The organism is Pseudomonas sp. GW823-FHT04A03 (genome assembly GCF_058796615.1).
Genome location: NZ_JBXAIV010000002.1, coordinates 344,227 through 368,205, shown reverse-complemented (window position 1 = coordinate 368,205; position 23,979 = coordinate 344,227). Strand labels below are relative to the sequence as shown.

General features: G+C 59.9%; 21 protein-coding genes. 20 read left to right on the top strand and 1 reads right to left on the bottom strand.

What is annotated here, in order from left to right:
• The first annotated feature begins 44 nt into the window (after window positions 1-44).
• From bamA to ispD, 15 genes are all read left to right on the top strand, one after another.
• Entirely contained in the window at window positions 45-2,420 is a 2,376-nt protein-coding gene (bamA, locus tag AC1Q9F_RS07640; protein ID WP_207985167.1) for an outer membrane protein assembly factor BamA, read from the top strand.
• A 45-nt stretch (window positions 2,421-2,465) separates the two neighbouring features.
• Window positions 2,466-2,969 (top strand): OmpH/Skp family outer membrane protein, encoded by a 504-nt coding sequence (locus tag AC1Q9F_RS07635; RefSeq protein ID WP_003222140.1) that lies wholly within the window; start codon window positions 2,466-2,468, stop codon window positions 2,967-2,969.
• A gap of 3 nt (window positions 2,970-2,972) precedes the next feature.
• The gene (lpxD, locus tag AC1Q9F_RS07630; RefSeq protein WP_492619633.1) at window positions 2,973-4,028 is read left to right on the top strand and encodes a UDP-3-O-(3-hydroxymyristoyl)glucosamine N-acyltransferase; all 1,056 of its coding nucleotides are present in this window, start codon (window positions 2,973-2,975) and stop codon (window positions 4,026-4,028) included.
• Between the two features lie 106 nt (window positions 4,029-4,134).
• Window positions 4,135-4,575, top strand: a complete 441-nt coding sequence (gene fabZ / locus AC1Q9F_RS07625) for a 3-hydroxyacyl-ACP dehydratase FabZ (RefSeq protein WP_003222142.1) — start codon at window positions 4,135-4,137, stop codon at window positions 4,573-4,575.
• Complete coding sequence (gene lpxA, locus AC1Q9F_RS07620; RefSeq protein ID WP_179692499.1) at window positions 4,572-5,348, top strand: acyl-ACP--UDP-N-acetylglucosamine O-acyltransferase; 777 nt, start codon at window positions 4,572-4,574, stop codon at window positions 5,346-5,348. Before fabZ ends, lpxA begins: the two co-directional genes overlap by 4 nt.
• A gap of 2 nt (window positions 5,349-5,350) precedes the next feature.
• Window positions 5,351-6,481: a lipid-A-disaccharide synthase gene (gene lpxB, locus AC1Q9F_RS07615; RefSeq protein ID WP_492619634.1), complete on the top strand. Its 1,131-nt coding sequence runs from the start codon at window positions 5,351-5,353 to the stop codon at window positions 6,479-6,481.
• Between the two features lie 11 nt (window positions 6,482-6,492).
• Window positions 6,493-7,119 (top strand): ribonuclease HII, encoded by a 627-nt coding sequence (gene rnhB, locus AC1Q9F_RS07610; protein WP_179695695.1) that lies wholly within the window; start codon window positions 6,493-6,495, stop codon window positions 7,117-7,119.
• A 76-nt stretch (window positions 7,120-7,195) separates the two neighbouring features.
• On the top strand, window positions 7,196-10,717 hold the full coding sequence (gene dnaE, locus AC1Q9F_RS07605) for a DNA polymerase III subunit alpha (RefSeq protein ID WP_207985170.1): 3,522 nt from the start codon (window positions 7,196-7,198) through the stop codon (window positions 10,715-10,717).
• Between the two features lie 139 nt (window positions 10,718-10,856).
• Window positions 10,857-11,804 carry an acetyl-CoA carboxylase carboxyltransferase subunit alpha gene (locus AC1Q9F_RS07600; RefSeq protein WP_007954801.1) on the top strand — a complete coding sequence of 316 codons (948 nt, stop codon included), beginning with the start codon at window positions 10,857-10,859 and terminating at the stop codon, window positions 11,802-11,804.
• Window positions 11,805-11,951: 147 nt separating this feature from the next.
• The gene (gene tilS, locus AC1Q9F_RS07595) at window positions 11,952-13,280 is read left to right on the top strand and encodes a tRNA lysidine(34) synthetase TilS (protein WP_492619635.1); all 1,329 of its coding nucleotides are present in this window, start codon (window positions 11,952-11,954) and stop codon (window positions 13,278-13,280) included.
• Between the two features lie 274 nt (window positions 13,281-13,554).
• Window positions 13,555-15,186 (top strand): CTP synthase, encoded by a 1,632-nt coding sequence (pyrG, locus tag AC1Q9F_RS07590; protein ID WP_007954805.1) that lies wholly within the window; start codon window positions 13,555-13,557, stop codon window positions 15,184-15,186.
• A 5-nt stretch (window positions 15,187-15,191) separates the two neighbouring features.
• Window positions 15,192-16,037 carry a 3-deoxy-8-phosphooctulonate synthase gene (gene kdsA, locus AC1Q9F_RS07585; protein ID WP_007954807.1) on the top strand — a complete coding sequence of 282 codons (846 nt, stop codon included), beginning with the start codon at window positions 15,192-15,194 and terminating at the stop codon, window positions 16,035-16,037.
• A 156-nt stretch (window positions 16,038-16,193) separates the two neighbouring features.
• The gene (gene eno / locus AC1Q9F_RS07580) at window positions 16,194-17,483 is read left to right on the top strand and encodes a phosphopyruvate hydratase (protein ID WP_025110873.1); all 1,290 of its coding nucleotides are present in this window, start codon (window positions 16,194-16,196) and stop codon (window positions 17,481-17,483) included.
• 171 nt (window positions 17,484-17,654) lie between these two features.
• Entirely contained in the window at window positions 17,655-17,933 is a 279-nt protein-coding gene (gene ftsB / locus AC1Q9F_RS07575) for a cell division protein FtsB (protein ID WP_003222158.1), read from the top strand.
• Entirely contained in the window at window positions 17,930-18,637 is a 708-nt protein-coding gene (gene ispD, locus AC1Q9F_RS07570; protein ID WP_492619636.1) for a 2-C-methyl-D-erythritol 4-phosphate cytidylyltransferase, read from the top strand. Before ftsB ends, ispD begins: the two co-directional genes overlap by 4 nt.
• Here the strand turns inward: ispD and AC1Q9F_RS07565 are convergent.
• On the bottom strand, window positions 18,634-19,530 hold the full coding sequence (locus AC1Q9F_RS07565) for a LysR substrate-binding domain-containing protein (RefSeq protein ID WP_492619637.1): 897 nt from the start codon (window positions 19,528-19,530) through the stop codon (window positions 18,634-18,636). The two genes, ispD and AC1Q9F_RS07565, sit on opposite strands and share 4 nt — an antisense overlap.
• A 116-nt stretch (window positions 19,531-19,646) precedes the next feature.
• Between AC1Q9F_RS07565 and AC1Q9F_RS07560 the strand changes: the two genes are divergently transcribed.
• The 5 genes from AC1Q9F_RS07560 to surE are packed head-to-tail and all read left to right on the top strand — an operon-like array spanning window position 19,647 to window position 23,969.
• Entirely contained in the window at window positions 19,647-20,759 is a 1,113-nt protein-coding gene (locus AC1Q9F_RS07560) for an S-(hydroxymethyl)glutathione dehydrogenase/class III alcohol dehydrogenase (RefSeq protein WP_007954819.1), read from the top strand.
• Between the two features lie 55 nt (window positions 20,760-20,814).
• Window positions 20,815-21,660, top strand: a complete 846-nt coding sequence (fghA, locus tag AC1Q9F_RS07555; RefSeq protein WP_085605227.1) for an S-formylglutathione hydrolase — start codon at window positions 20,815-20,817, stop codon at window positions 21,658-21,660.
• A 43-nt stretch (window positions 21,661-21,703) separates the two neighbouring features.
• Window positions 21,704-22,177 carry a 2-C-methyl-D-erythritol 2,4-cyclodiphosphate synthase gene (gene ispF, locus AC1Q9F_RS07550; protein ID WP_492619638.1) on the top strand — a complete coding sequence of 158 codons (474 nt, stop codon included), beginning with the start codon at window positions 21,704-21,706 and terminating at the stop codon, window positions 22,175-22,177.
• Entirely contained in the window at window positions 22,174-23,232 is a 1,059-nt protein-coding gene (gene truD, locus AC1Q9F_RS07545) for a tRNA pseudouridine(13) synthase TruD (protein WP_492619639.1), read from the top strand. Before ispF ends, truD begins: the two co-directional genes overlap by 4 nt.
• A complete protein-coding gene (gene surE, locus AC1Q9F_RS07540; RefSeq protein WP_492619640.1) occupies window positions 23,220-23,969 on the top strand; it encodes a 5'/3'-nucleotidase SurE in 750 nt (249 codons plus the stop codon). The genes truD and surE overlap by 13 nt, the downstream gene beginning before the upstream one ends.
• Window positions 23,970-23,979: the final 10 nt, after the last annotated feature.

Sequence of the window (23,979 nt, the reverse complement as noted above, 5' to 3'; positions counted from 1 at the left end):
TTGCGGCAGTTTGTTTATTGCCAGTTGGAATAAGAAAGGACTTCATGAAACGTCTGCTGCTAACTGCGGTTCTCACCGTATTGATGATCGCCGAAGTTCACGCCGAGTCCTTCACTATCTCTGATATTCGCGTCAATGGCCTCCAGCGGGTCTCCGCGGGTAGCGTCTTTGGTGCCTTGCCGTTGAACGTCGGCGAGCAGGCGGATGATCGTCGCCTGGTGGAATCCACTCGTGCGTTGTTCAAAACCGGTTTCTTTCAAGATATCCAGCTGGGCCGCGAAGGCAACGTCCTGGTGATCACGGTCGTCGAACGTCCATCGGTCGCGAGCATCGAGATCGAAGGCAACAAGGCGATCTCCACCGAAGACCTGATGAAAGGCCTCAAGCAATCCGGTCTGGCCGAAGGCGAGATCTTCCAGCGCGCGACCCTCGAAGGCGTGCGTAACGAGCTGCAACGTCAATACGTTGCACAAGGTCGTTACTCGGCTACCGTCGATACCGAAGTGGTCTCGCAGCCGCGCAACCGTGTCGGTCTGAAAGTGAAGATCAACGAAGGCACCGTTGCTGCCATTCAGCACATCAACGTGGTTGGCAACACGGTTTTCCCCGAGGAAGACCTGACCGACCTGTTCGAGCTGAAGACCACCAACTGGCTGTCGTTCTTCAAGAACGACGACAAGTACGCCCGTGAAAAGCTGTCCGGTGACCTGGAGCGTCTGCGCTCCTACTACCTGGACCGTGGCTATATCAACATGGATATCGCTTCGACCCAGGTGTCCATCACTCCGGACAAGAAGCACGTCTACATCACCGTCAACGTCAACGAAGGCGAGAAGTACACCGTTCGTGACGTCAAACTCAGTGGTGACCTGAAGGTTCCTGAGGATCAGGTCAAGTCGCTGTTGCTGGTGCAGAAAGGCCAGGTGTTCTCGCGCAAGCTGATGACTACCACCTCCGAGCTGATCACCCGCCGTCTGGGTAACGAGGGTTACACCTTCGCCAACGTCAACGGCGTGCCACAACCGCACGACGAAGATCACACCGTCGATATTCTTTTTGCTGTCGATCCAGGCAAGCGTGCCTACGTCAACCGCATCAATTTCCGTGGCAACACCAAGTCCGAGGACGAAGTGCTGCGTCGTGAGATGCGTCAGATGGAAGGTGGCTGGGCTTCGACCTACCTGATCGATCAGTCCAAGACCCGTCTGGAACGTCTGGGCTTCTTCAAGGAAGTCAACGTCGAGACCCCGGCTGTGCCAGGTGTCGATGACCAGGTTGACGTGAATTACAGCGTTGAAGAGCAAGCTTCCGGTTCGATCACCGCCAGCGTCGGTTTCGCCCAGAGCGCCGGTCTGATCCTCGGTGGTTCGATCACCCAGAACAACTTCCTCGGTACCGGTAACCGCGTCAGCGTCGGCCTGACCCGCAGCGAATACCAGAGCCGCTACAACTTTGGCTACGTTGACCCCTACTGGACCGCCGATGGCGTGAGCCTGGGTTACAACGCGTTCTACCGTACCACCGACTACAAAGACCTCGACGTCGATGTGGCGAGCTATGCGGTAGACAGCCTGGGCGCCGGCGTGAACGTGGGCTACCCGATCAGCGAGACTTCGCGTCTGACCTTTGGTCTGTCCGTTCAACAGGACGAGATCAAGACCGGTACCTACACCGTTGACGAGATTTTCGACTTCGTTAACAGGGAAGGCGACAAGTACCTGAACTTCAAGGCCTCGGCCGGCTGGTCCGAGTCCACCTTGAACAAAGGTGTACTGCCGACCCGTGGTCGCTCCCAGAGCCTGACGCTGGAAACTACCGTTCCAGGCAGCGATCTGTCGTTCTTCAAACTTGATTACCGCGGTCAGTTGTTCCAGCCGATCAGCGATAACTACACCCTGCGCCTGCACACGGAACTGGGTTATGGCGACGGTTACGGTTCGACCGACGGCTTGCCGTTCTATGAAAACTACTATGCTGGTGGTTTCAACTCGGTGCGTGGCTTCAAGGACAGCACCCTCGGCCCGCGAAGCACGCCAAGTACGGGGAGCAACCCTGGTACGGCGCGAGACCCGGACCAGGATCCGCTGCCGTTCGGTGGTAACGTCCTGATCCAGGGCGGTGTCGAGGTTCTGTTCCCGCTGCCATTTGTCAAGGATCAGCGTTCTCTGCGAACTTCGGTATTCTGGGATGTCGGTAACGTGTTCGACTCCAAGTGTTCCGATACTACGAACGCCAACGGTACGAAGTCGAACACTCAGTGCAACGACATCAGTCTCAGCAACATGGCCAGCTCCGTCGGTGTCGGCGTGACCTGGGTCACCGCACTGGGCCCGCTGAGTTTTGCACTGGCGATGCCGATCAAGAAACCGGATGACGCTGAAACTCAAGTGTTCCAATTCTCCCTCGGCCAGACGTTCTAAGCGTCTGACCCAAGATAACGACAATGGATTTTGTAGGAGTGCATCGTGCGTAAGTTGACTCAATTGGTTCTCCTGGCCTCCGTACTGGTGGCAGGCCCGGCATTTGCCGACATGAAAATCGCCGTTCTGAACTATCAGATGGCTCTGCTGGAATCCGACGCGGCCAAGAAGTATGCCGTGGATGCCGAGAAAAAATTCGGCCCGCAACTGACCAAGCTCAAGACCCTCGAAAGCAGCGCCAAGGGCATTCAGGATCGTCTGATGGCCGGTGGTGACAAGATGCAGCAGGGCGAGCGCGAGCGTCTGGAGCTTGAGTTCAAGCAAAAGGCACGTGACTTCCAGTTCCAGTCCAAGGAGCTGAACGAAGCCAAGGCCGTTGCCGACCGCGAAATGCTCAAGCAACTGAAGCCGAAACTGGATAGCGCAGTGGAAGAAGTCATCAAGAAAGGTGGTTTTGACCTGGTGTTCGAGCGTGGCGCAGTGATCGATGTCAAACCTCAGTACGACATCACGCGCCAGGTTATCGAGCGCATGAATCAGCTGAAGTAACCCATGACCGTGACTATCAAGCTCGGCCAGTTGGCCGAGTTCCTCGGCGCCACCCTGAGTGGCGACCCCGAGAAGCAAATCACTGGGCTAGCCACCTTGCAGGAGGCTGGCCCAGCTCAGTTGAGCTTTCTGGCAAACCCCCAATACCGTAAATACCTGGCTAACTCGCAAGCCGCAGCCCTGTTGCTCAAGGCTGTCGACGCCGAAAGTTATGCCGGTGATGCGCTGGTGGTACCGGATCCTTACCTGGCATACGCGCGCATTTCCCATTTGTTTGATCCGAAGCCCAAGGCAACTGCCGGCGTTCATCCAACAGCAGTGATTGCCGAGGATGCCGTGGTCGATCCGAGCGCCAGTGTCGGTCCCTTCGTGGTGATCGAAGCCGGTGCTCGAATCGGTGCAGGCGTGACACTTGGCGCGCATTGTGTCGTCGGTGCCCGCAGCGAAATCGGCGAGGGCGGCTGGCTGGCCCCGCGGGTCACGCTGTATCACGATGTGCGGATCGGCAAGCGTGTGGTGATCCAGTCCGGTGCCGTGCTCGGCGGTGAGGGCTTCGGCTTTGCCAACGAGAAGGGTATCTGGCAGAAAATCGCCCAGATCGGTGGCGTAACCATCGGCGACGATGTGGAAATTGGCGTGAACACCGCCATCGACCGCGGTGCGCTGGCCGATACCGTGATCGGCAATGGCGTGAAGCTCGACAACCAGATTCAGATTGCCCATAACGTGCAGGTCGGTGACCACACCGCCATGGCGGCGTGCGTGGGGATTTCCGGCAGCACCAAAATCGGCAAGCACTGCATGCTCGCCGGCGGTGTTGGCCTGGTAGGGCATATCGATATTTGCGACAACGTATTCCTGACCGGGATGACCATGGTGACCCACTCGATTACCGAGCCGGGTGCCTATTCTTCCGGCACAGCCATGCAACCGGCGGCCGAATGGCGCAAAAGCGCGGCCCGTATTCGTCAGCTCGATGACATCGCGCGACGTTTGAAACAGCTGGAAAAGCGGTCCGGGGAAGTGACCCCTGACGGCAATGCTTCATCTGAAGGCTGATACCATTTCCATATCAAGTGTGCACAGCCTCTGGACTGCCTCCTTGATTTGCTAGAGGAGTGCGCGTCAGTCGCGCTCCCAATCTTTACATAGGCTTCCCCCCGAAATGATGGACATCAACGAGATTCGCGAATACCTGCCTCACCGTTACCCGTTCCTGCTGGTGGACCGGGTAGTGGAGCTGGATACTGAAGGCAAGCGCATTCGCGCCTACAAGAATGTCAGCATCAACGAACCGTTCTTCAATGGTCACTTCCCTGCGCACCCGATCATGCCGGGCGTATTGATCATCGAAGCCATGGCTCAGGCTGCCGGGATCCTTGGATTCAAGATGCTTGACGTCAAGCCGGCCGACGGCACCCTTTACTACTTCGTCGGTTCCGACAAGCTGCGCTTCCGTCAACCGGTACTGCCGGGTGATCAGTTGATCCTTGAAGCCAAGTTCATCAGCTGCAAGCGTCAGATCTGGAAATTCGAATGCCAGGCGTCGGTCGATGGCAAACCGGTCTGCTCCGCTGAAATCATCTGTGCGGAACGCAAGCTATGAGTTTGATTGACCCTCGCGCAATCATCGATCCGTCGGCCGTTCTGGCTGATGGCGTCGAGGTCGGCCCGTGGTCGATCATCGGTGCAGGTGTGGAAATCGGCGAGGGAACGGTCATCGGGCCACACGTGATCCTCAAAGGTCCGACCCGAATCGGCAAGCACAACCGCATCTACCAGTTTTCCTCGGTAGGCGAAGACACGCCGGACTTGAAATACAAGGGCGAGGAAACCCGCCTGGTGATCGGTGACCACAACGTCATCCGCGAAGGCGTGACGATTCATCGTGGCACCGTTCAGGATCGTTCCGAAACGACCCTGGGTGATCACAACCTGATCATGGCCTATGCCCATATCGGACATGACAGCGTGATCGGCAATCATTGCATTCTGGTCAACAACACCGCGCTGGCCGGCCATGTACACGTAGATGACTGGGCGATCCTGTCCGGTTTCACCCTGGTGCATCAGTATTGCCACATCGGCGCCCACAGCTTTTCCGGTATGGGCACGGCCATCGGCAAGGATGTTCCGGCGTTCGTCACGGTATTCGGCAACCCGGCCGAAGCGCGCAGCATGAACTTCGAAGGCATGCGCCGTCGCGGTTTCAGCGAAGACGCCATTCACGCCCTGCGCCGTGCGTACAAGACAGTGTATCGCCAGGGACTGACAGTCGAGCAGGCGCTGGCCGAATTGGCCGAGCCTGCTGCCCAGTTCCCGGAAGTCGCGGTGTTCCGTGACTCCATTCAGTCGTCGTCTCGCGGCATCACCCGCTGATCATGGCCAATCTTCGTATTGCACTGGTGGCGGGGGAGGCTTCCGGTGACATTCTGGGCGCTGGTCTCATGCGTGCTCTCAAGGCACAGCATCCTGCGGTGGAGTTCATCGGTGTCGGCGGTCCGCTGATGCAGGCCGAAGGCCTGACCTCCTATTTTCCGATGGAGCGTCTGTCGGTCATGGGGCTGGTGGAGGTCCTGGGGCGGTTACGTGAATTGCTCAAGCGCCGCAAGGACCTGATCGCCACGCTTATAGCTGAAAAACCGGACGTGTTCATCGGCATCGATGCGCCGGATTTCAACCTAAATATCGAACTCAAGCTGCGTCAGGCCGGAATCAAGACCGTGCACTATGTCAGCCCCTCGGTATGGGCGTGGCGGCAGAAGCGGGTGCTGAAGATCCGCGAAGGCTGCGACCTGATGCTCACGCTGTTGCCATTCGAAGCCAGATTCTACGAAGAGAAGGGCGTACCGGTGCGGTTCGTTGGCCATACACTGGCCGACACCATTCCACTTGAGGCGGACCGCAGCGCGGCGCGTGCTGAACTCGGTCTTCCGGACGGTCCGTTGGTGGCTTTGATGCCCGGCAGTCGGGGCGGTGAAGTCAGCCGTCTGGGCGCATTGTTCCTCGATACCGCCCAGCGCCTGCGTGCCATGCGCCCGGGTGTGCGTTTCGTCATCCCTTGCGCCAATCCCGAGCGTCGTGCCCAGCTCGAAGAACTATTGGCCGGCCGCGACCTGCCGGTGACCCTGCTCAATGGCAAATCCCATCTGGCGCTGGCAGCGTGCAACGCGGTTCTGATTGCGTCCGGTACTGCCACTCTGGAAGCGCTGCTGTACAAGCGTCCGATGGTCGTGGCCTATCGTCTTGCGCCGCTGACATTCTGGATTCTCAAGCGCATGGTCAAGAGCCCGTACGTGTCCCTGCCAAACCTGCTGGCCCAGCGATTGCTGGTCCCGGAATTGTTGCAGGATGATGCGACGGTCGAGGCGCTTGCCCAGACCTTGTCGCCGTTGATCGACGGTGGGGAAGAGCAGACCCGCGGCTTCGACGAAATCCATCGCACCTTGCGCCTGGACGCTTCCAATCAGGCGGCTGATGCCGTTCTGAGCCTGATCGGGCAAACACGATGAGCAAGACAAGCATGCAGATGGGCCTGGATTTCACCCTGGTCGCCGAAGTCGAAGAGCTGGTGGCCGGCGTCGATGAAGTCGGTCGCGGCCCGTTGTGCGGCGCGGTCGTCACCGCAGCGGTGATCCTCGACCCGAACCGGCCGATTCTCGGCCTCAACGATTCGAAAAAGCTGACCGAAGCCAAGCGCGAAAAGCTCTACGACGAAATCTGCGAGAAGGCGCTCAGCTGGTGCATCGCCCGCGCCGAGGTCGAAGAAATCGACGAGCTGAACATCCTTCACGCCACCATGCTGGCGATGCAGCGCGCGGTTGCTGGTCTGCACATTCAGCCGAAACTGGCGATGATCGATGGCAACCGCTGTCCGAAACTGCCGATGCGTTCCGAGGCGGTGGTCAAGGGCGACAGCAAGGTTCCGGCGATCGCCGCGGCCTCGATTCTGGCCAAGGTCAGCCGCGACCGCGAGATGGCGGCGTTCGAATTGATCTACCCGGGTTACGGCATCGGTGGCCACAAGGGCTACCCGACGCCCGTTCATCTGGAAGCGCTGGTGCGCCTCGGGCCGACGCCGATTCACCGGCGCTCGTTCGCTCCGGTGCGGCAGGCTTACGAAGCGCTGGAAGGCCTGATGCCGGTTTAGCGGCGAGGCTGATGTTTTGTTCGGGGCCCGGTACAATCCGGGCCTTGTTGTCTCTATGTAACTGGACAGGATCACTATGCCGGCTTCATTCGTTCATCTACGCCTGCACACTGAATACTCCCTGGTCGACGGGCTGGTGCGGATCAAACCGCTGGTCAAGGCCCTGACCGGCATGGGCATGCCGGCTGTTGCGGTGACCGACCAGAACAACATGTGTTCGCTGGTCAAATTCTATAAAAACACCATGGGTGCCGGGATCAAGCCGATCTGCGGCGCCGACCTGTGGCTGTCGAACAAGGACCCGGATGGTCCGCTGAGCCGCCTCAGCCTGCTGGTCATGAATGCCCAGGGCTATCGCAACCTGACCGAGCTGATTTCCCGTGGCTTCATCGAAGGTCAGCGCAACGGCATGATCATAATCGAGCGCGAATGGGTCGCCGAGGCCAACGAAGGCCTGATCATGCTGTCCGCCGCTAAAGAAGGCGAGATCGGCATGGCCATGATCGGCGGTAACCCCGCCGAAGCCGAAACCCTGGCGCGCGAATGGATGGCGGTGTTCCCGGATCGTTTCTATCTGGAAGTCCAGCGCACCAACCGTCCGAACGACGAAGAACAATTGCACGGTGCTGTGGCCCTGGCCGACAAGCTCGGTGCGCCGCTGGTCGCGACCAACGATGTGCGTTTCATCAAGCAGGAAGACTTCGCCGCTCACGAAACCCGCGTCTGCATCGGTGAGGGCCGGGCCCTCGACGATCCGCGACGTTCGAAGAACTACAGCGACCAGCAGTACCTGAAAAGCGCCGAGGAAATGGCCGAGCTTTTCAGCGACTTGCCGGATGCGGTGGAAAACACCGTCGAGATCGCCAAGCGCTGCAACATCGACGTGAAGCTGGGCAAGCACTTCCTGCCCGACTACCCGATTCCCGATGGCATGACCATCGACGAATATTTCCGCAAGGTGTCGTTCGACGGTCTGGATGATCGCCTCAGCGTGCTGCTGCCCAAGGACACCACCGAGGACTACGAGGCCAAGCGTCAGGTCTACGTCGACCGGTTGAATTTCGAGCTGGATATCATCATCCAGATGGGGTTCCCCGGTTACTTCCTGATCGTGATGGACTTTATCCAGTGGGCCAAGAACAACGGCGTGCCGGTAGGCCCTGGCCGGGGGTCGGGTGCCGGATCGCTGGTGGCCTATGTGCAGAAGATCACCGACCTCGATCCGCTGGAATATGACCTGCTGTTCGAACGTTTCCTTAACCCGGAACGGGTATCGATGCCCGACTTCGACGTCGACTTCTGCATGGACGGTCGCGACCGGGTAATCGATTACGTGGCCGAAAAGTACGGCCGCAACGCCGTAAGCCAGATCATCACTTTCGGTTCCATGGCGGCGAAGGCTGTGGTGCGGGACGTGGCGCGGGCCCAGGGCAAGTCGTTCGGCCTGGCGGATCGCCTGTCGAAGATGATTCCGTTCGAAGTCGGCATGACCCTGGAAAAAGCCTACGAGCAGGAAGAAATCCTGCGCGACTTCATCAAGGTCGATGAAGAAGCGGCGGAAATCTGGGAGATGGCGCGCAAGCTCGAAGGCGTGGTGCGTAACGTCGGTAAACACGCCGGTGGTGTGGTGATCGCGCCGACCAAGCTGACCGACTTCTCGCCGATCTATTGCGACGAGGCCGGCGACGGTCTGGTAACCCAGTTCGACAAGGACGACGTCGAGGCGGCCGGTCTGGTGAAGTTCGACTTCCTCGGCCTGCGGACCCTGACGATCATCGACTGGGCGCTGAAAACCATCAACCGCGACCGCGCCAAGGTCAACGAACCGCCGCTGGACATCGCGTTCATCCCGCTGGATGACAAGCCGACCTATCAGCTGCTGCAAAAAGCTGAAACCACCGCGGTATTCCAGCTCGAATCCCGCGGCATGAAAGAGCTGATCAAAAAGCTCAAGCCTGACTGCCTCGAAGACTTGATCGCACTGGTAGCCCTGTTCCGTCCGGGCCCGCTGCAGTCCGGCATGGTGGATGACTTCATCAACCGTAAGCACGGTCGCGCAGAACTTGCTTATCCGCACCCGGATTACCAATACGAAGGCCTGCAGCCGGTACTGGCACCGACGTACGGCATCATCCTTTATCAGGAACAGGTGATGCAGATCGCCCAGGTCATGGCCGGTTACACCCTCGGGGGTGCGGACATGCTGCGGCGGGCGATGGGCAAGAAGAAACCCGAGGAAATGGCCAAGCAGCGCGGCGGTTTCATTGAGGGTTGTGCGTCGAACAATATCGACGCAGATCTGGCGGGTAACATATTCGACCTGGTAGAGAAATTCGCCGGTTACGGCTTCAACAAATCCCACTCTGCCGCCTATGGTCTGGTGTCGTACCAGACTGCCTGGCTGAAAGCTCACTACCCGGCGCCGTTCATGGCCGCGGTACTGTCGGCGGACATGCACAACACCGACAAGGTCGTGACCTTGATCGAGGAAGTGCGCACGATGAAGCTGCGCCTCGACGCGCCGGACGTGAACACTTCGGAGTTCAAGTTCACGGTGAACGACGAAGGCCGCATCGTGTACGGCCTGGGCGCGATCAAAGGCGTCGGCGAAGGCCCGGTGGAAGCGATCACCGAGGCCCGTCAGGCCGGCCCGTTCAAGGACCTGTTCGACTTCTGCGCCCGGGTCGACCTCAAGCGCATCAACAAGCGCACGCTGGACGGTCTGATCCGCAGCGGCGCGCTGGATCGCCTCGGCCCGTACTTCCACGACGAGCAAAAGGCTTATCAGGCCAACATCGACCGCAACCGCGCGGTGCTGCTGGCGGCGATGGAAGAGGCGATCAAGTCGGCCGAGCAGACCGCGCGCACCCGTGACAGTGGCCACGCCGACCTGTTTGGCGGGCTGTTCGTCGAGGAAGATGCGGACGTTTATGCGATCCACCGCAAGGCGAAAGAGCTGACCCTCAAGGAACGCCTCAAAGGTGAAAAAGACACCTTGGGTCTGTACCTGACCGGTCACCCGATTGACGAGTACGAAGGTGAAATCCGCCGTTTCGCCCGCCAGCGTATCATCGACCTGAAACCGGCCCGGGATACCCAGACCGTGGCGGGGATGATCATCGCCCTGCGGGTGATGAAGAACAAAAAGGGCGACAAGATGGGCTTCATCACCCTCGACGACCGCTCCGGGCGGATCGAGGCGTCGCTGTTCGCCGATGCGTTCCACTCCGCGCAGTCGCTGCTTCAGACCGATGCGATGGTGGTGGTCGAAGGCGAGGTCAGCAACGATGACTTCTCCGGCGGCCTGCGCCTGCGGGTCAAGCGGGTGATGAGCATGGAAGATGCGCGCACCAACCTGGCCGAGAGCCTGCGCCTGAAGTTGCAGACCCAGGACCTGAAAGGCGATCAGCTACGCTGGTTGGGTGATTTGCTCAAGCGTCATCGCGGGGCGTGCCCGATCACCATGGAATACACCAGTCCCGATGCGAAGACCTTGCTGCAGTTTGGCGAGACCTGGCGGATCGACCCGGCGGATGCCTTGATTCAAGCCCTGCGTGACCAGTTCGGGCGAGACAACGTCTTCCTCCAATACCGTTGACCGGCAGGTGCCATCAAAGCGCCTGCCCACAACCTGAATTTTTAATCTCGACCTCAGCGCGCCTCTCCCTTAAGGTAGGGCGCGAATAGACAACCGGCCGGCCCAAGCTCATTTGGGACACGACCCAAGACGGACGCCTATGAACCCGAATTTTCTAGATTTCGAACAGCCGATCGCCGACCTGCAAGCCAAGATCGAAGAGTTGCGCTTGGTCGGTAATGACAATTCGCTGAATATCGGCGATGAGATCTCCCGCCTGCAGGACAAGAGCAAGACGCTGACCGAAGACATTTTCGGCAAGCTGACCAGCTGGCAGATCGCTCGTCTGGCGCGTCACCCGAAACGTCCTTACACCCTGGACTACATCGACCACATCTTCACCGAGTTCGACGAGCTGCACGGTGACCGTCACTTCTCCGACGACGCGGCCATTGTGGGCGGCGTGGCACGTCTGGAAGACCAGCCAGTGATGGTGATCGGTCACCAGAAGGGCCGTGAAGTGCGTGAAAAGGTACGCCGCAACTTCGGCATGCCGCGTCCGGAAGGCTACCGCAAGGCTTGCCGCCTGATGGAAATGGCCGAGCGTTTCAAGATGCCGATCCTGACCTTCATCGACACTCCGGGTGCCTACCCGGGCATCGACGCCGAAGAGCGCAACCAGAGCGAAGCGATCGCCTGGAACCTGCGCGTCATGGCTCGCCTGAAAACCCCGATCATCGCCACCGTGATTGGTGAAGGTGGTTCCGGCGGTGCACTGGCGATCGGCGTGTGCGACCAGCTGAACATGCTGCAGTACTCGACCTACGCGGTGATCTCGCCGGAAGGTTGCGCTTCGATTCTGTGGAAAACCGCAGAGAAGGCGCCGGATGCGGCTGAAGCGATGGGCATCACCGCCGAGCGCCTGAAAGGCCTGGGCATCGTCGACAAGGTGATCGGCGAGCCTCTGGGTGGCGCCCACCGCGATCCGGCTGCTGCCGCTGCCTCGATCCGCGCCGAGCTGAGCTCGCAACTGGCGATGCTGAAGAAGTTCGACAACGAAGCGCTGCTCAAGCGCCGTTACGATCGTCTGATGAGCTACGGCCTCTGATCGAACGCCGTTTTGGCTGACAATGCAAAACACTGTGGGAGCGGGCTTGCCCGCGAATGCGATGTAACATTCAACAACCGTGTTGGCTGTTTCACCGCATTCGCGAGCAAGCCCGCTCCCACTTTTGGTTTGTGAAAAGGTAGAAAAATGGGTCAGCCCTCGATTGATTTGCCTTCCAGGCTTCTGCGCAATCTCAAGCCTTGGTTCAGCGCTTCCCATTGGCGCATCGCCTTCTCCGGTGGTCTCGATTCCACCGTTCTGCTGCACATCTTGGCACATCTCGCCAAAACCCAATCCATTCCGGTGCTAAGTGCCATCCATGTCCATCACGGCCTTCAGGCTGCGGCCGACGCGTGGCCGGCGCATTGTCAGGCTGTCTGCCATGAGCTGGCGGTGCCATTGCAAGTGGTGCGTGTGCAGGTGCAGCCGGGGGCGAGTCTGGAGCGAGCTGCGCGGGATGCGCGCTATGCAGCGTTCAGTGCGGCGACCCAGTCCAATGATGTGCTGCTGACCGGGCAGCACCGCGACGATCAGGCTGAAACGCTGTTGTTCCGCCTGCTGCGTGGCGCCGGTGTGCGTGGGCTGTCCGGAATGCCGGCCACAAGAGCACTGGGGCAGGGCAGTCTGGTTCGGCCGTTGCTCGACGTCACGCGTGCCGAGCTCGAAGCTTATGCGCGGGACCATGGCCTGCATTGGGTCGAGGACCCGTCGAATCAGGATCGACAGTTTTCGCGCAACTACCTGCGCCATCAGGTGATGCCGCTGCTGACCGGTCGCTGGCCGCAGGCGCACGCCAGCATGGCCCGCAGTGCGGCGCATCTGCGTGAGGCGCAAGGTTTGCTCGATGAGCTGGCACAAATCGATCTGGCTCAAGCAAGCTTGCCCGCCGAGTTCGAATGGTCAGGATTGCCATCACTGGAGTTTACGGCCATCGCGAACTTGTCCGATGCCCGTCAGCGAAACGCGCTCGGTCACTGGCTCGAACCGCTGACCCGACTGCCGGATACCGACCATTGGTCGGGTTGGGCGGACCTGCGCGATGCCGGCGACGGTGCCTCGCCGATCTGGCGTCTGGCGGATGGCGAGCTGCATCGAAGCGCCGGTCGTTTGTGGTGGCTCAGCGGGCAATGGCTACGCGCACCGGTGGTCAGCGGCGACTGGCATGACCTGTCGTCAGCGCTACGCTTGCCCGATAACGGACGTGTCATGTTCATCGGCCAGACTCCCGCCGGGCCGCTGCAAATCCGCTATCGGCAGGGCGGCGAGCTGATGCATCTGGCAGATCGCGGTCATCGCGATCTCAAGCGCCTGCTCAATGAGCGCGCGGTGCCGGGCTTCGTGCGTGGCAGATTGCCGCTGCTGTTTCGCGGTGAAGAATTGCTCGCCGTGGCGAACCTGCCGGGGCTCGACGGCAATGCGCTGGAAGGCTGGCGATTGCATTGGCAGCCTTTGGACGAAGATCAAGGTTTGAGATGAAGGGGGCATTCCGGTAGACTACGCTCCCTTCTTGATACAACTTCTGTGGATTCGCCTGAATTGCAGGAGTTGCCGATTACCAAGCAGTCTTTGCTGGGCGATTCCAAAAAATGTGTAGCGAGCAACGTACCGGTGTTTTCACTTCCGGTCTGTCCCAACGCGGCGGTTTTTTTGAAAGGTGCACTGTGATTAATGCAGGTGATCGGGGGCTTCGGCCTTCCTTCGCTTTCCCCGGCGGCTCGGACCGCTTTAACGCAGACTTCTAGGGTTTTTCATGACGCGCTACATATTCGTCACGGGCGGTGTTGTTTCTTCTTTGGGGAAAGGCATTGCATCGGCTTCATTGGCGGCCATCCTGGAGGCGCGGGGGCTTAAGGTCACCATGCTGAAGCTGGATCCGTACATCAACGTCGACCCGGGCACCATGAGCCCGTTCCAGCACGGTGAAGTGTTCGTCACCCACGACGGCGCCGAGACCGACCTGGACCTGGGCCACTACGAGCGGTTCATCCGCACGACCATGACCCAGAACAACAACTTCACCACCGGCCGTGTCTACGAGCACGTGCTGCGCAAAGAGCGCCGTGGTGACTACCTGGGTGCAACCATCCAGGTGATTCCGCACATCACCGACGAAATCAAGCGTCGCATCATCAAGGGCGCCGGCGATGCCGACGTGGCCCTGGTGGAAATCGGCGGTACCGTTGGCGATATCGAGTCGCAACCGTTCCTCGAAGCCATCCGCCAGCTGCGTGTGGAAGTCGGTTCCAAACGCGCGATGCTGATGCACCTGACCCTGGTTCCGTACATCGCCACCGCAGGCGAGACCAAGACCAAGCCGACCCAGCACTCCGTGAAGGAACTGCGTTCGATCGGCCTGCAGCCAGACGTGCTGATCTGCCGCTCCGACCATCCAGTGGATGTATCGTCGCGTCGCAAGATCGCGCTGTTCACCAACGTTGAAGAGCGTGCGGTGATTTCCCTGGAAGACGTCGACACCATCTACAAGATCCCGGCCGTGCTGCACGCCCAGGGTCTGGACGATTTCGTCGTCGAGCGTTTCGGCCTGCAATGCAATGGCGCCGACCTGTCCGAATGGGAAAAGGTCGTCGATGCCAAGCTGAACCCGGAGCACGAAGTCACCATCGCGATGGTCGGCAAATACATGGAGCTGCTGGACGCCTACAAGTCGCTGATCGAAGCGATGAGTCACGCCGGCATCACCAACCGTACCAAGGTCAACCTGCGCTACATCGATTCCGAAGACATCGAGAACCAGGGCACTGCGCTGCTGGAAGGCGTCGACGCGATCCTCGTACCGGGCGGCTTCGGTCTGCGCGGCGTGGAAGGCAAGATCACTGCCGTTCAATACGCTCGCGAGAACAAGGTTCCTTACCTGGGTATCTGCCTGGGCATGCAAGTGGCGGTCATCGAGTTCGCCCGTAACGTGCTGGGCTGGAAAGACGCCAACTCCACCGAGTTCGATCGTGCCAGCGGCCATCCGGTTGTCGGTCTGATCACCGAGTGGGAAGACGCTACCGGTGCAGTCGAAACCCGTACCGAAGCATCCGATCTGGGCGGCACCATGCGTCTCGGTGCTCAGGAATGCCTGCTCGAAGCCGGCTCCAAGGTGCACGACTGCTACGGCAAGGATGTGATTGTCGAGCGTCACCGTCACCGTTACGAAGTGAACAACAACCTGCTGCCGCAAATCATCGAAGCCGGCCTGAAGATTTCCGGTCGTTCTTCCGATGCCGCGCTGGTTGAAGTGGTTGAAGCTCCGGATCATCCATGGTTCGTCGCTTGCCAGTTCCACCCTGAGTTCACCTCGACGCCACGCGATGGCCATCCGCTGTTCAGCGGCTTCGTCAAAGCGGCATTGGCTCAACACCAGAAGAAGGCGTAACCCCGATGGCACAGAAGATCATCCGCGTCGGCGACATCGAGATTGCCAACGACAAACCCATGGTGCTGTTCGGCGGCATGAACGTGCTGGAAAGCCGTGACATGGCCATGCAGGTTTGCGAAGAGTACGTGAAGGTCACCGAAAAACTCGGCATCCCTTACGTGTTCAAGGCCAGCTTCGACAAGGCCAACCGTTCTTCTGTGACCTCTTATCGCGGTCCTGGCCTGGAAGAGGGCATGCGCATCTTCCAGGACATCAAACAAGCCTTCGGCGTGCCGATCATCACCGACGTCCACGAGCCTGACCAGGCCGCGGTCGTCGCCGAGGTCTGCGACATCATCCAGCTGCCGGCCTTCCTGTCGCGCCAGACCGATCTGGTCGTCGCGATGGCCAAGACCAACGCTGTGATCAACATCAAGAAAGCCCAGTTCCTCGCGCCTCAGGAAATGAAACACATCCTGAACAAGTGCGTGGAAGCGGGTAACGATCAGTTGATCCTCTGCGAGCGCGGTTCGAGCTTCGGCTACAACAACCTCGTGGTCGACATGCTCGGCTTCGGCATCATGAAGCAGTTCGAGTACCCGGTATTCTTCGACGTGACCCATTCGCTGCAAATGCCTGGCGGTCGTTCCGACTCCGCCGGCGGTCGCCGCGCCCAGGTCACCGACCTGGCTAAGGCTGGCATGAGCCAGTCGCTGGCGGGGCTGTTCCTCGAAGCGCACCCGGATCCGGACAACGCCAAATGCGACGGCCCTTGCGCCTTGCGTCTGGACAAACTGGAGCCATTCCTGGCCCAGCTCAAAGCCCTGGACGAACTGGTGAAGAGTTTTCCGACGGTAGAAACCGCGTAAACCTCAATTCTCCGGTAAAGTACCGCACGATTTGTCGCTCATGCCCTCGGGTATGAGCGTTGTCGTCTGCAAGCTGCCCGCTGCACACCACTTGCCGACGGTAAAAAGATTTCCTCTAGCTGCGTCGTTTTCGTCAACTTTGGAGTGTTTACAACAATGGCAAAAATCGTCGACATCAAAGGTCGTGAAGTTCTCGACTCCCGTGGCAATCCCACCGTGGAAGCGGACGTGCTTCTCGACAACGGCATCATCGGCAGCGCTTGCGCGCCGTCCGGTGCATCCACTGGCTCGCGTGAAGCGCTCGAGCTGCGTGATGGCGACAAGAGCCGTTACCTGGGCAAGGGCGTGCTCAAGGCGGTAGCAAACATCAACGGTCCGATCCGCGATCTGCTGCTGGGCACCGACCCAAGCGACCAGAAAGCCCTGGATCACGCGATGATCAAGCTGGACGGTACTGAAAACAAAGCGACCCTGGGCGCCAACGCCATCCTCGCCGTGTCCCTGGCTGCGGCCAAGGCAGCTGCACAGGATCAGGACCTGCCGCTGTACGCTCACATCGCCAACCTGAACGGCACCCCGGGTGTGTACTCGATGCCGGTTCCGATGATGAACATCATCAACGGTGGCGAACACGCCGACAACAACGTCGACATCCAGGAATTCATGGTTCAGCCGGTTGGCGCCAAGTCTTTCTCGGAAGGTCTGCGCATGGGCACCGAGATTTTCCATCACCTGAAAGCCGTTCTGAAGGCCCGTGGCCTGAGCACTGCTGTCGGTGACGAAGGCGGTTTCGCGCCGAACCTGGCTTCCAACGAAGACGCACTGAAAGTGATCTCCGAAGCCGTCGCCAACGCCGGTTACAAGCTGGGCACCGACGTGACCCTGGCTCTGGACTGCGCGGCCAGCGAATTCTTCGAAGACGGCAAGTACAACCTGTCTGGCGAAGGCCAGGTGTTCACCGCTGAAGGTTTCGCCGACTACCTGAAAGGTCTGACCGAGCGTTACCCGATCATCTCGATCGAAGACGGCCTGGACGAGTCCGACTGGGCTGGCTGGAAGATCCTCACCGACAAGATCGGCGAGAAGACCCAGCTGGTAGGCGACGACCTGTTCGTGACCAACACCAAGATCCTGAAAGAAGGCATCGATAAAAAGATCGCCAACTCGATCCTGATCAAGTTCAACCAGATCGGCACCCTGACCGAAACCCTGGAAGCCATCCAGATGGCCAAGGCTGCCGGTTACACCGCTGTGATCTCGCACCGTTCGGGCGAAACCGAAGATTCGACCATTGCCGACCTGGCCGTGGGTACTGCGGCTGGCCAGATCAAGACCGGTTCGCTGTGCCGTTCCGACCGCGTGTCCAAGTACAACCAACTGCTGCGTATCGAAGAGCAGTTGAATGGCAAGGCCAAGTACAACGGTCGCAGCGAGTTCCGCGGCTGATTGCTACATGGTAAAAAGACACCGGATTGTGTCGGAAAAGTCGTGACAGCGATGGATTTGCCACTAATCTGATGCCTTGTATGCACAAGCCTGGATATTCCAGGCTTCGTGCTATCAGATGCTTCAAAGTTTTGGCGTGGCTGTCTTTTTTCACTGGATACCTGATATTCGATGCGCAGTCCTTACTGGTTGTTTCTCGTTTTGCTCTTGCTGCTGGCCGGTCTGCAGTACCGCCTGTGGGTGGGCAATGGCAGTCTGGCGCAAGTCGCCGAACTGAATCAGCAGATTGCTGATCAACACGCCGAGAACGAAGCCCTGCTGGAGCGCAACCGGGTGATGGACGCTGAAGTCAGCGAGTTGAAAAAAGGCATGGAGACCGTTGAAGAGCGGGCTCGTCACGAACTGGGCATGGTCAAGGACGGCGAAACCCTTTACCAGTTGGCCCAATGATCTATTCCCTGCCGGCCTTCTGGGCCGTGATTCCTGCCGCGGGCGTCGGTGCCCGTATGGCCGCGGACCGTCCCAAGCAATACCTGCAACTGGGCGGGCGCACAATGCTCGAACACAGCCTCGGCTGTTTCCTCGATCACCCGAGCCTCAAGGGCCTGGTGGTCAGTCTTGCCGTTGATGATCCTTATTGGCCGAACCTGGCCAGCGCCCGCGATCCGCGAATTCAACGGGTTGACGGTGGTGTCGAACGTTCCGGCTCGGTGCTCAACGCCTTGTTGCACCTGCATGCGCAAGGTGCGGACGACGAGGACTGGGTGCTGGTGCACGATGCGGCGCGGCCCAATCTGAGCCGTGACGATCTCGACAAATTGCTCGCTGAGCTGGCGAACGATCCGGTCGGCGGCCTGTTGGCCGTGCCAGCGAAGGACACCTTGAAACGGGTCGACAAGCACGGTCGGGTGGTGGAAACCGTCGATCGCAGTGTGATCTGGCAAGCCTATACGCCGCAGATGTTCCGCCTCGGTGCACTGCACCGCGCGCTGGCGGACAGTCTGGTGGCCGATGCGGTGATTACCGATGAAGCCTCGGCGATGGAGTGGGCCGGCATGGCGCCACGCCTGATCGAAGGCCGTGCGGATAACCTGAAAGTCACCCGCCCCGAAGACCTCGAATGGTTGCGCCAGCGCTGGGCCAACCGCCGTTAAGCTCGATATTCCGGCCGCTCGGCCAAACCTTCCCTGAGAAAATCTACCAGTTTGCGCACCTTCGGCGACAAGTGCCGCTGCTGCGGATACAACGCCCACACCGCCGTATTCGGCGGTTGATGCGCCTCCAGCAAAGAAATCAACGCACCGCTGTGCAGATGCTCCAGCACGTAATAGTCCGGCAACTGACACAAGCCGACGCCTTGTAGTGCCGCATCCAGCACTGCTTGCCCACTGTTGCAGCGCCAGTTTCCCTGTACCCGCTGGGAAAATTCCCGCCCGTTTTGTTCAAGCTGCCAGATGTCCGAGCTGCCGATCAGGCAATTGTGTCGACCCAGTTCCGACAAACTGTGTGGACGTCCGTACCGTTCAAGGTAGGAAGGCGATGCGCACAGATACATGCGTCTCGGTGCCAGGCGAGTCGCCACCAGCCGGGAGTCCTGAAGACGACCGAGGCGGATCGCCAGGTCCAGGCCTTCGTGCACCAGATCGAGTTGCCGGTTAGTCAGTTCAATGTCGATGCGCAGTTGCGGGTAGTGCCCCATGAACCGGGTCACCAGCGGCACGATGAAGCGCTCGCCGTAAGCCACGGCGCAGGTCATGCGCAGCATGCCTTTGGGTTCGCTGGTCAGGTCGCCGACCGCACGCAACGCTTCTTCGCGACCGTCCTGCAAGCGCTGGCAATGTTGCAGAAAGGTCTGGCCGGCCTCGGTCAGCGTGACGCGTCGGGTACTGCGATACAGCAATCGCGTCTGCAAACGCTCTTCCAGTCGTACGATTTGTCGACTGATGTGCGAGGAAGAAACGCCCAGGCGTTCGGCGGCGGCGGTGAACTGGCTGCATTCGGCAACGGCGACGAACTCGTCGATACCTTCCCAGCGGTTTTCGGACATGGGGATTATCCCTGTATGGCAATAATGTTTTGCTTTTGCCCGGATTATTCATCAAGCAGCGCTGGACTACACTCCTTGTCTGGTTTTTTATTCAATGGATTCACTGGAGAGTCAGCATGATCAAATCGCGCGCCGCCGTTGCCTTCGAGGCCAAGAAGCCGCTGGAAATCGTAGAAGTCGATGTCGCCATGCCCAAGGCCGGTGAAGTGTTGTTGCGCGTGGTGGCTTCCGGCGTTTGCCACACTGACGCCTACACCCTGTCCGGTGCTGACCCGGAAGGCATCTTTCCGTCGATCCTCGGCCACGAAGGTGGCGCCATCGTTGAAGCAATTGGCGAAGGCGTGACCTCGGTGGCCGTCGGCGACCACGTGATTCCGCTGTACACCCCGGAATGCGGCCAGTGCAAATTCTGTAAGTCGGGCAAGACCAACCTGTGTCAGGCCATTCGCGCCACTCAGGGCAAAGGGCTGATGCCGGACGGTACTTCGCGCTTTTCCTACAAGGGCCAAACGATTTTCCACTACATGGGTACTTCGACGTTCTCCGAGTACACCGTGCTGCCGGAAATCTCCGTGGCCAAGATCTCCAAGGATGCCCCGCTGGAAAAGGTCTGCCTGCTCGGCTGCGGCGTGACCACCGGTATCGGCGCAGTAATCAACACCGCCAAGGTCAAACCGGGTGACACCGTGGCCATCTTCGGTCTCGGCGGCATCGGTCTGTCGGCCGTGATTGGCGCGGTGAAGGCCAAGGCCTCGCGCATCATCGCCATCGACATCAACCCGGCCAAGTTCGAAATCGCCAAGCAACTGGGTGCCACCGATTGCGTGAACCCGAAAGATTTCGATCGTCCGATTCAGGAAGTGATCGTCGACATGACCGATGGCGGCGTCGACTTCTCCTTCGAATGCATCGGCAACGTGCAACTGATGCGCGCAGCCCTCGAGTGTTGCCACAAGGGTTGGGGCGAGTCGGTCATCATCGGCGTGGCCGGTGCCGGCCAGGAAATCGCCACCCGTCCATTCCAGTTGGTGACCGGTCGCGTCTGGCGTGGTTCGGCGTTCGGTGGCGTGCGTGGTCGTACCGAACTGCCAAGCTATGTCGATATGGCACAAAGCGGCGAAATCCCGCTGGATACTTTCATCACCCACACCATGGGCCTGGAAGACATCAACAAAGCCTTCGACCTGATGCACGAAGGCAAGAGCATCCGCACCGTCATTCATTTCTGATCAATCGCGATGCCACGGCTGCCAATGGGCAGCTGTGGTTGCGTAGGAGTTCTACATGAGTCTGGAAAACATCTCCTGTCAGAAAAGTTTCGGCGGTTGGCACAAGCGTTATCGCCATCGCTCCGAAGTGCTGGGCTGCGACATGGTGTTTGCCGTGTATCTGCCGCCGCAGGCAGAGCAGGGCGGCAAGTTGCCGGTGCTGTACTGGCTGTCGGGCCTGACCTGCACGGACGAGAACTTCATGCAGAAGGCCGGCGCGATGCGCATGGCGGCAGAGCTCGGCCTGATCATCGTGGCGCCGGACACCAGTCCGCGCGGCCCGGATGTGCCGGGTGATCCTGATGGGGCCTGGGATTTCGGCCTCGGTGCCGGGTTTTATCTGAATGCCACGCAGGAACCCTGGTCGCGGCACTATCGGATGCATGACTACGTCGTGCAGGAATTGCCTTCACTGGTTGAAGCGCATTTCCCGGCGTCGGACAAGCGCAGCATCAGCGGCCATTCCATGGGCGGTCACGGTGCGCTGGTCTGTGCGTTGCGCAATCCGGGTCGTTACCAGTCGGTATCGGCGTTTTCACCAATCAACAATCCGATCGACTGCCCGTGGGGCCAGAAGGCATTCACCCGCTATCTGGGCGAAGACCGTTCGAAGTGGCGCGAGTGGGATGCCTGTGCACTGATCGCCGAAGCGGACGAGAAACTGCCACTGCTGGTCGATCAGGGTGATCGCGACGATTTCCTCGCCACCCAGCTCAAACCCGAAGCCCTGCAACAAGCGGCAAAACAGGCGGGCCACCCGCTGACGCTGCGCTTGCAACCGGGCTACGACCACAGCTATTTCTTCATCGCGAGCTTCATTGACGACCACTTGCAGCATCACGCACGCGCCCTCAAGGGCTAATGCAGGTAGAATCACGCCCTGACAAAATTCGGGGCGTTTTTTTATGCGTATTGGCCACGGCTATGATGTGCACCGTTTCGCTGAAGGCGATTTCATTACTCTGGGCGGCGTGCGAATCGCACACGGCTTCGGGCTGCTCGCTCACTCCGACGGTGACGTCCTGCTGCATGCCTTGAGCGACGCCTTGCTCGGCGCGGCGGCGCTGGGTGATATCGGCAAGCATTTCCCGGACACCGATCCGCAATTCAAGGGCGCCGACAGCCGAGTGCTGCTGCGTCACGTGGTCGGTCTGATCCACGCCAAAGGCTGGAAGATCGGCAACGTCGACAACACCATCGTTGCCCAGGCACCGAAGATGGCACCTCATATCGAATCGATGCGCGCGCTGATTGCCGCGGATCTGCAAGTAGAACTGGATCAAGTGAACGTGAAAGCCACCACCACCGAGAAGCTTGGCTTCGTCGGTCGCGAAGAAGGCATTGCCGTGCATTCCGTTGCCTTGTTGCTGCGCGCATGAACGAACTGCAACTGCTCGGCCCGCGTGTCTATGGCGACGCCCTTGGCACCGCGGTACTCAAAGCCATCGCCGAAGATTTCCAGGTCGATGAAGTCCTCGACATTCCGTTCAGCGGTGACGGCGAGCACCTGTGGATCTGGGTGGAAAAGCGCGGCCTGAATACTGAAGAAGCCGCGCGCCGTATCGCCAAGGCGGCCGGTGTGCCGTTGCGTACGGTGAGTTACGCCGGGCTCAAGGATCGTCAGGCGCTGACCCGCCAGTGGTTCAGCGTGCAATTGCCGGGCAAGGCTGATCCGGATCTGTCGGCGGCGGAAAACGACACGCTGAAGATCCTCAAGACCACCCGCCACAAACGCAAGCTGCAACGCGGTGCGCATTCGGCCAACGGATTCACCCTGCGCCTGACTCAGTTCAATGGCGACAAGGCTGCCATCGACGAGCGTCTGCAACTGATCGCCAAACAAGGTATCCCGAATTACTTCGGCGCCCAGCGTTTCGGCCATGACGGCGGCAACGTGGTCGATGCCCGCTCGTGGGCTGCACGCAAGGCACTGCCGGAACAGCGCAATGTACGCTCGCGCCTGCTGTCGACCGCGCGCAGTTTTCTCTTCAATCAGGTACTCGCGGCGCGGGTCGCCGATGGCTCCTGGCAGCGCGCCCAGGTCGGCGATCTGCTGGCCTTCACCGACAGCCGCAGCTTTTTCCCGGCCGGTGAAGCCGAGTGCAGCGACCCGCGACTGGCCATCCTTGATCTGCATCCGACCGGTCCGCAGTGGGGCGAAGGTGACTCGCCGGCGGCCGGGGTTGTCCATGATCTGGAGCAGGGGATTGCCGCACGCGAGGCGGATCTGCGCGATTGGTTGATTAATGCCGGTATGAGCCACGAACGTCGCATCCTGCGGCTGCCCATTGGCGGGTTGACGTGGCATTATCCCGAGCCTGACATTCTGCAACTGGAATTCGTCCTCCCGGCCGGATGCTTCGCCACCGTATTGGTGCGCGAACTCGTTGATCTGGTGCCGGTGGGGCAGACGGACAGCCCATGCGTATTCTGATTTCTAACGACGATGGGGTGACTGCGCCCGGTCTTGCCGCGCTTTATGCTGCGCTGGCGGATTACACCGAGTGCGTGGTTATCGCCCCGGAACAGGACAAGAGCGGTGCCAGCAGTTCGCTGACACTCGACCGTCCGCTGCACCCGCAATACCTGGCCAACGGCTTTATCAGCCTCAATGGCACACCGACCGACTGCGTCCATCTGGGGCTCAACGGGTTGCTCGAACGCGAGCCGGACATGGTGGTTTCGGGTATCAACCTGGGCGCCAACCTGGGGGATGACGTGCTGTATTCCGGGACGGTGGCAGCCGCTCTCGAGGGCCGCTTTCTCGAACGCCCGTCGTTTGCCTTCTCGCTGGTTTCGCGGCAGGTCGACAACTTGCCCACGGCCGCCTACTTTGCGCGCAAACTGATCGAAGCCCATGCCGGGCTCGACCTGCCACCGCGCACGGTGTTGAACGTGAACATTCCGAACTTGCCGATCGATCACATTCGCGGCATTCAACTGACCCGTCTCGGCCATCGCGCCCGTGCGGCGGCACCGATGAAAGTCGTGGACCCGCGCGGCAAGGCCGGTTACTGGATCGCGGCGGCAGGCGACGCGGAAGACGGCGGGCCGGGCACCGATTTCCATGCCGTGATGCAAGGTTACGTATCCATCACTCCGTTGCAGCTCGATCGCACCTTCAATGATGCCTTCAGAAGTCTCGACGGCTGGCTGGAGGGGCTCAACTGATGGCTCGTGA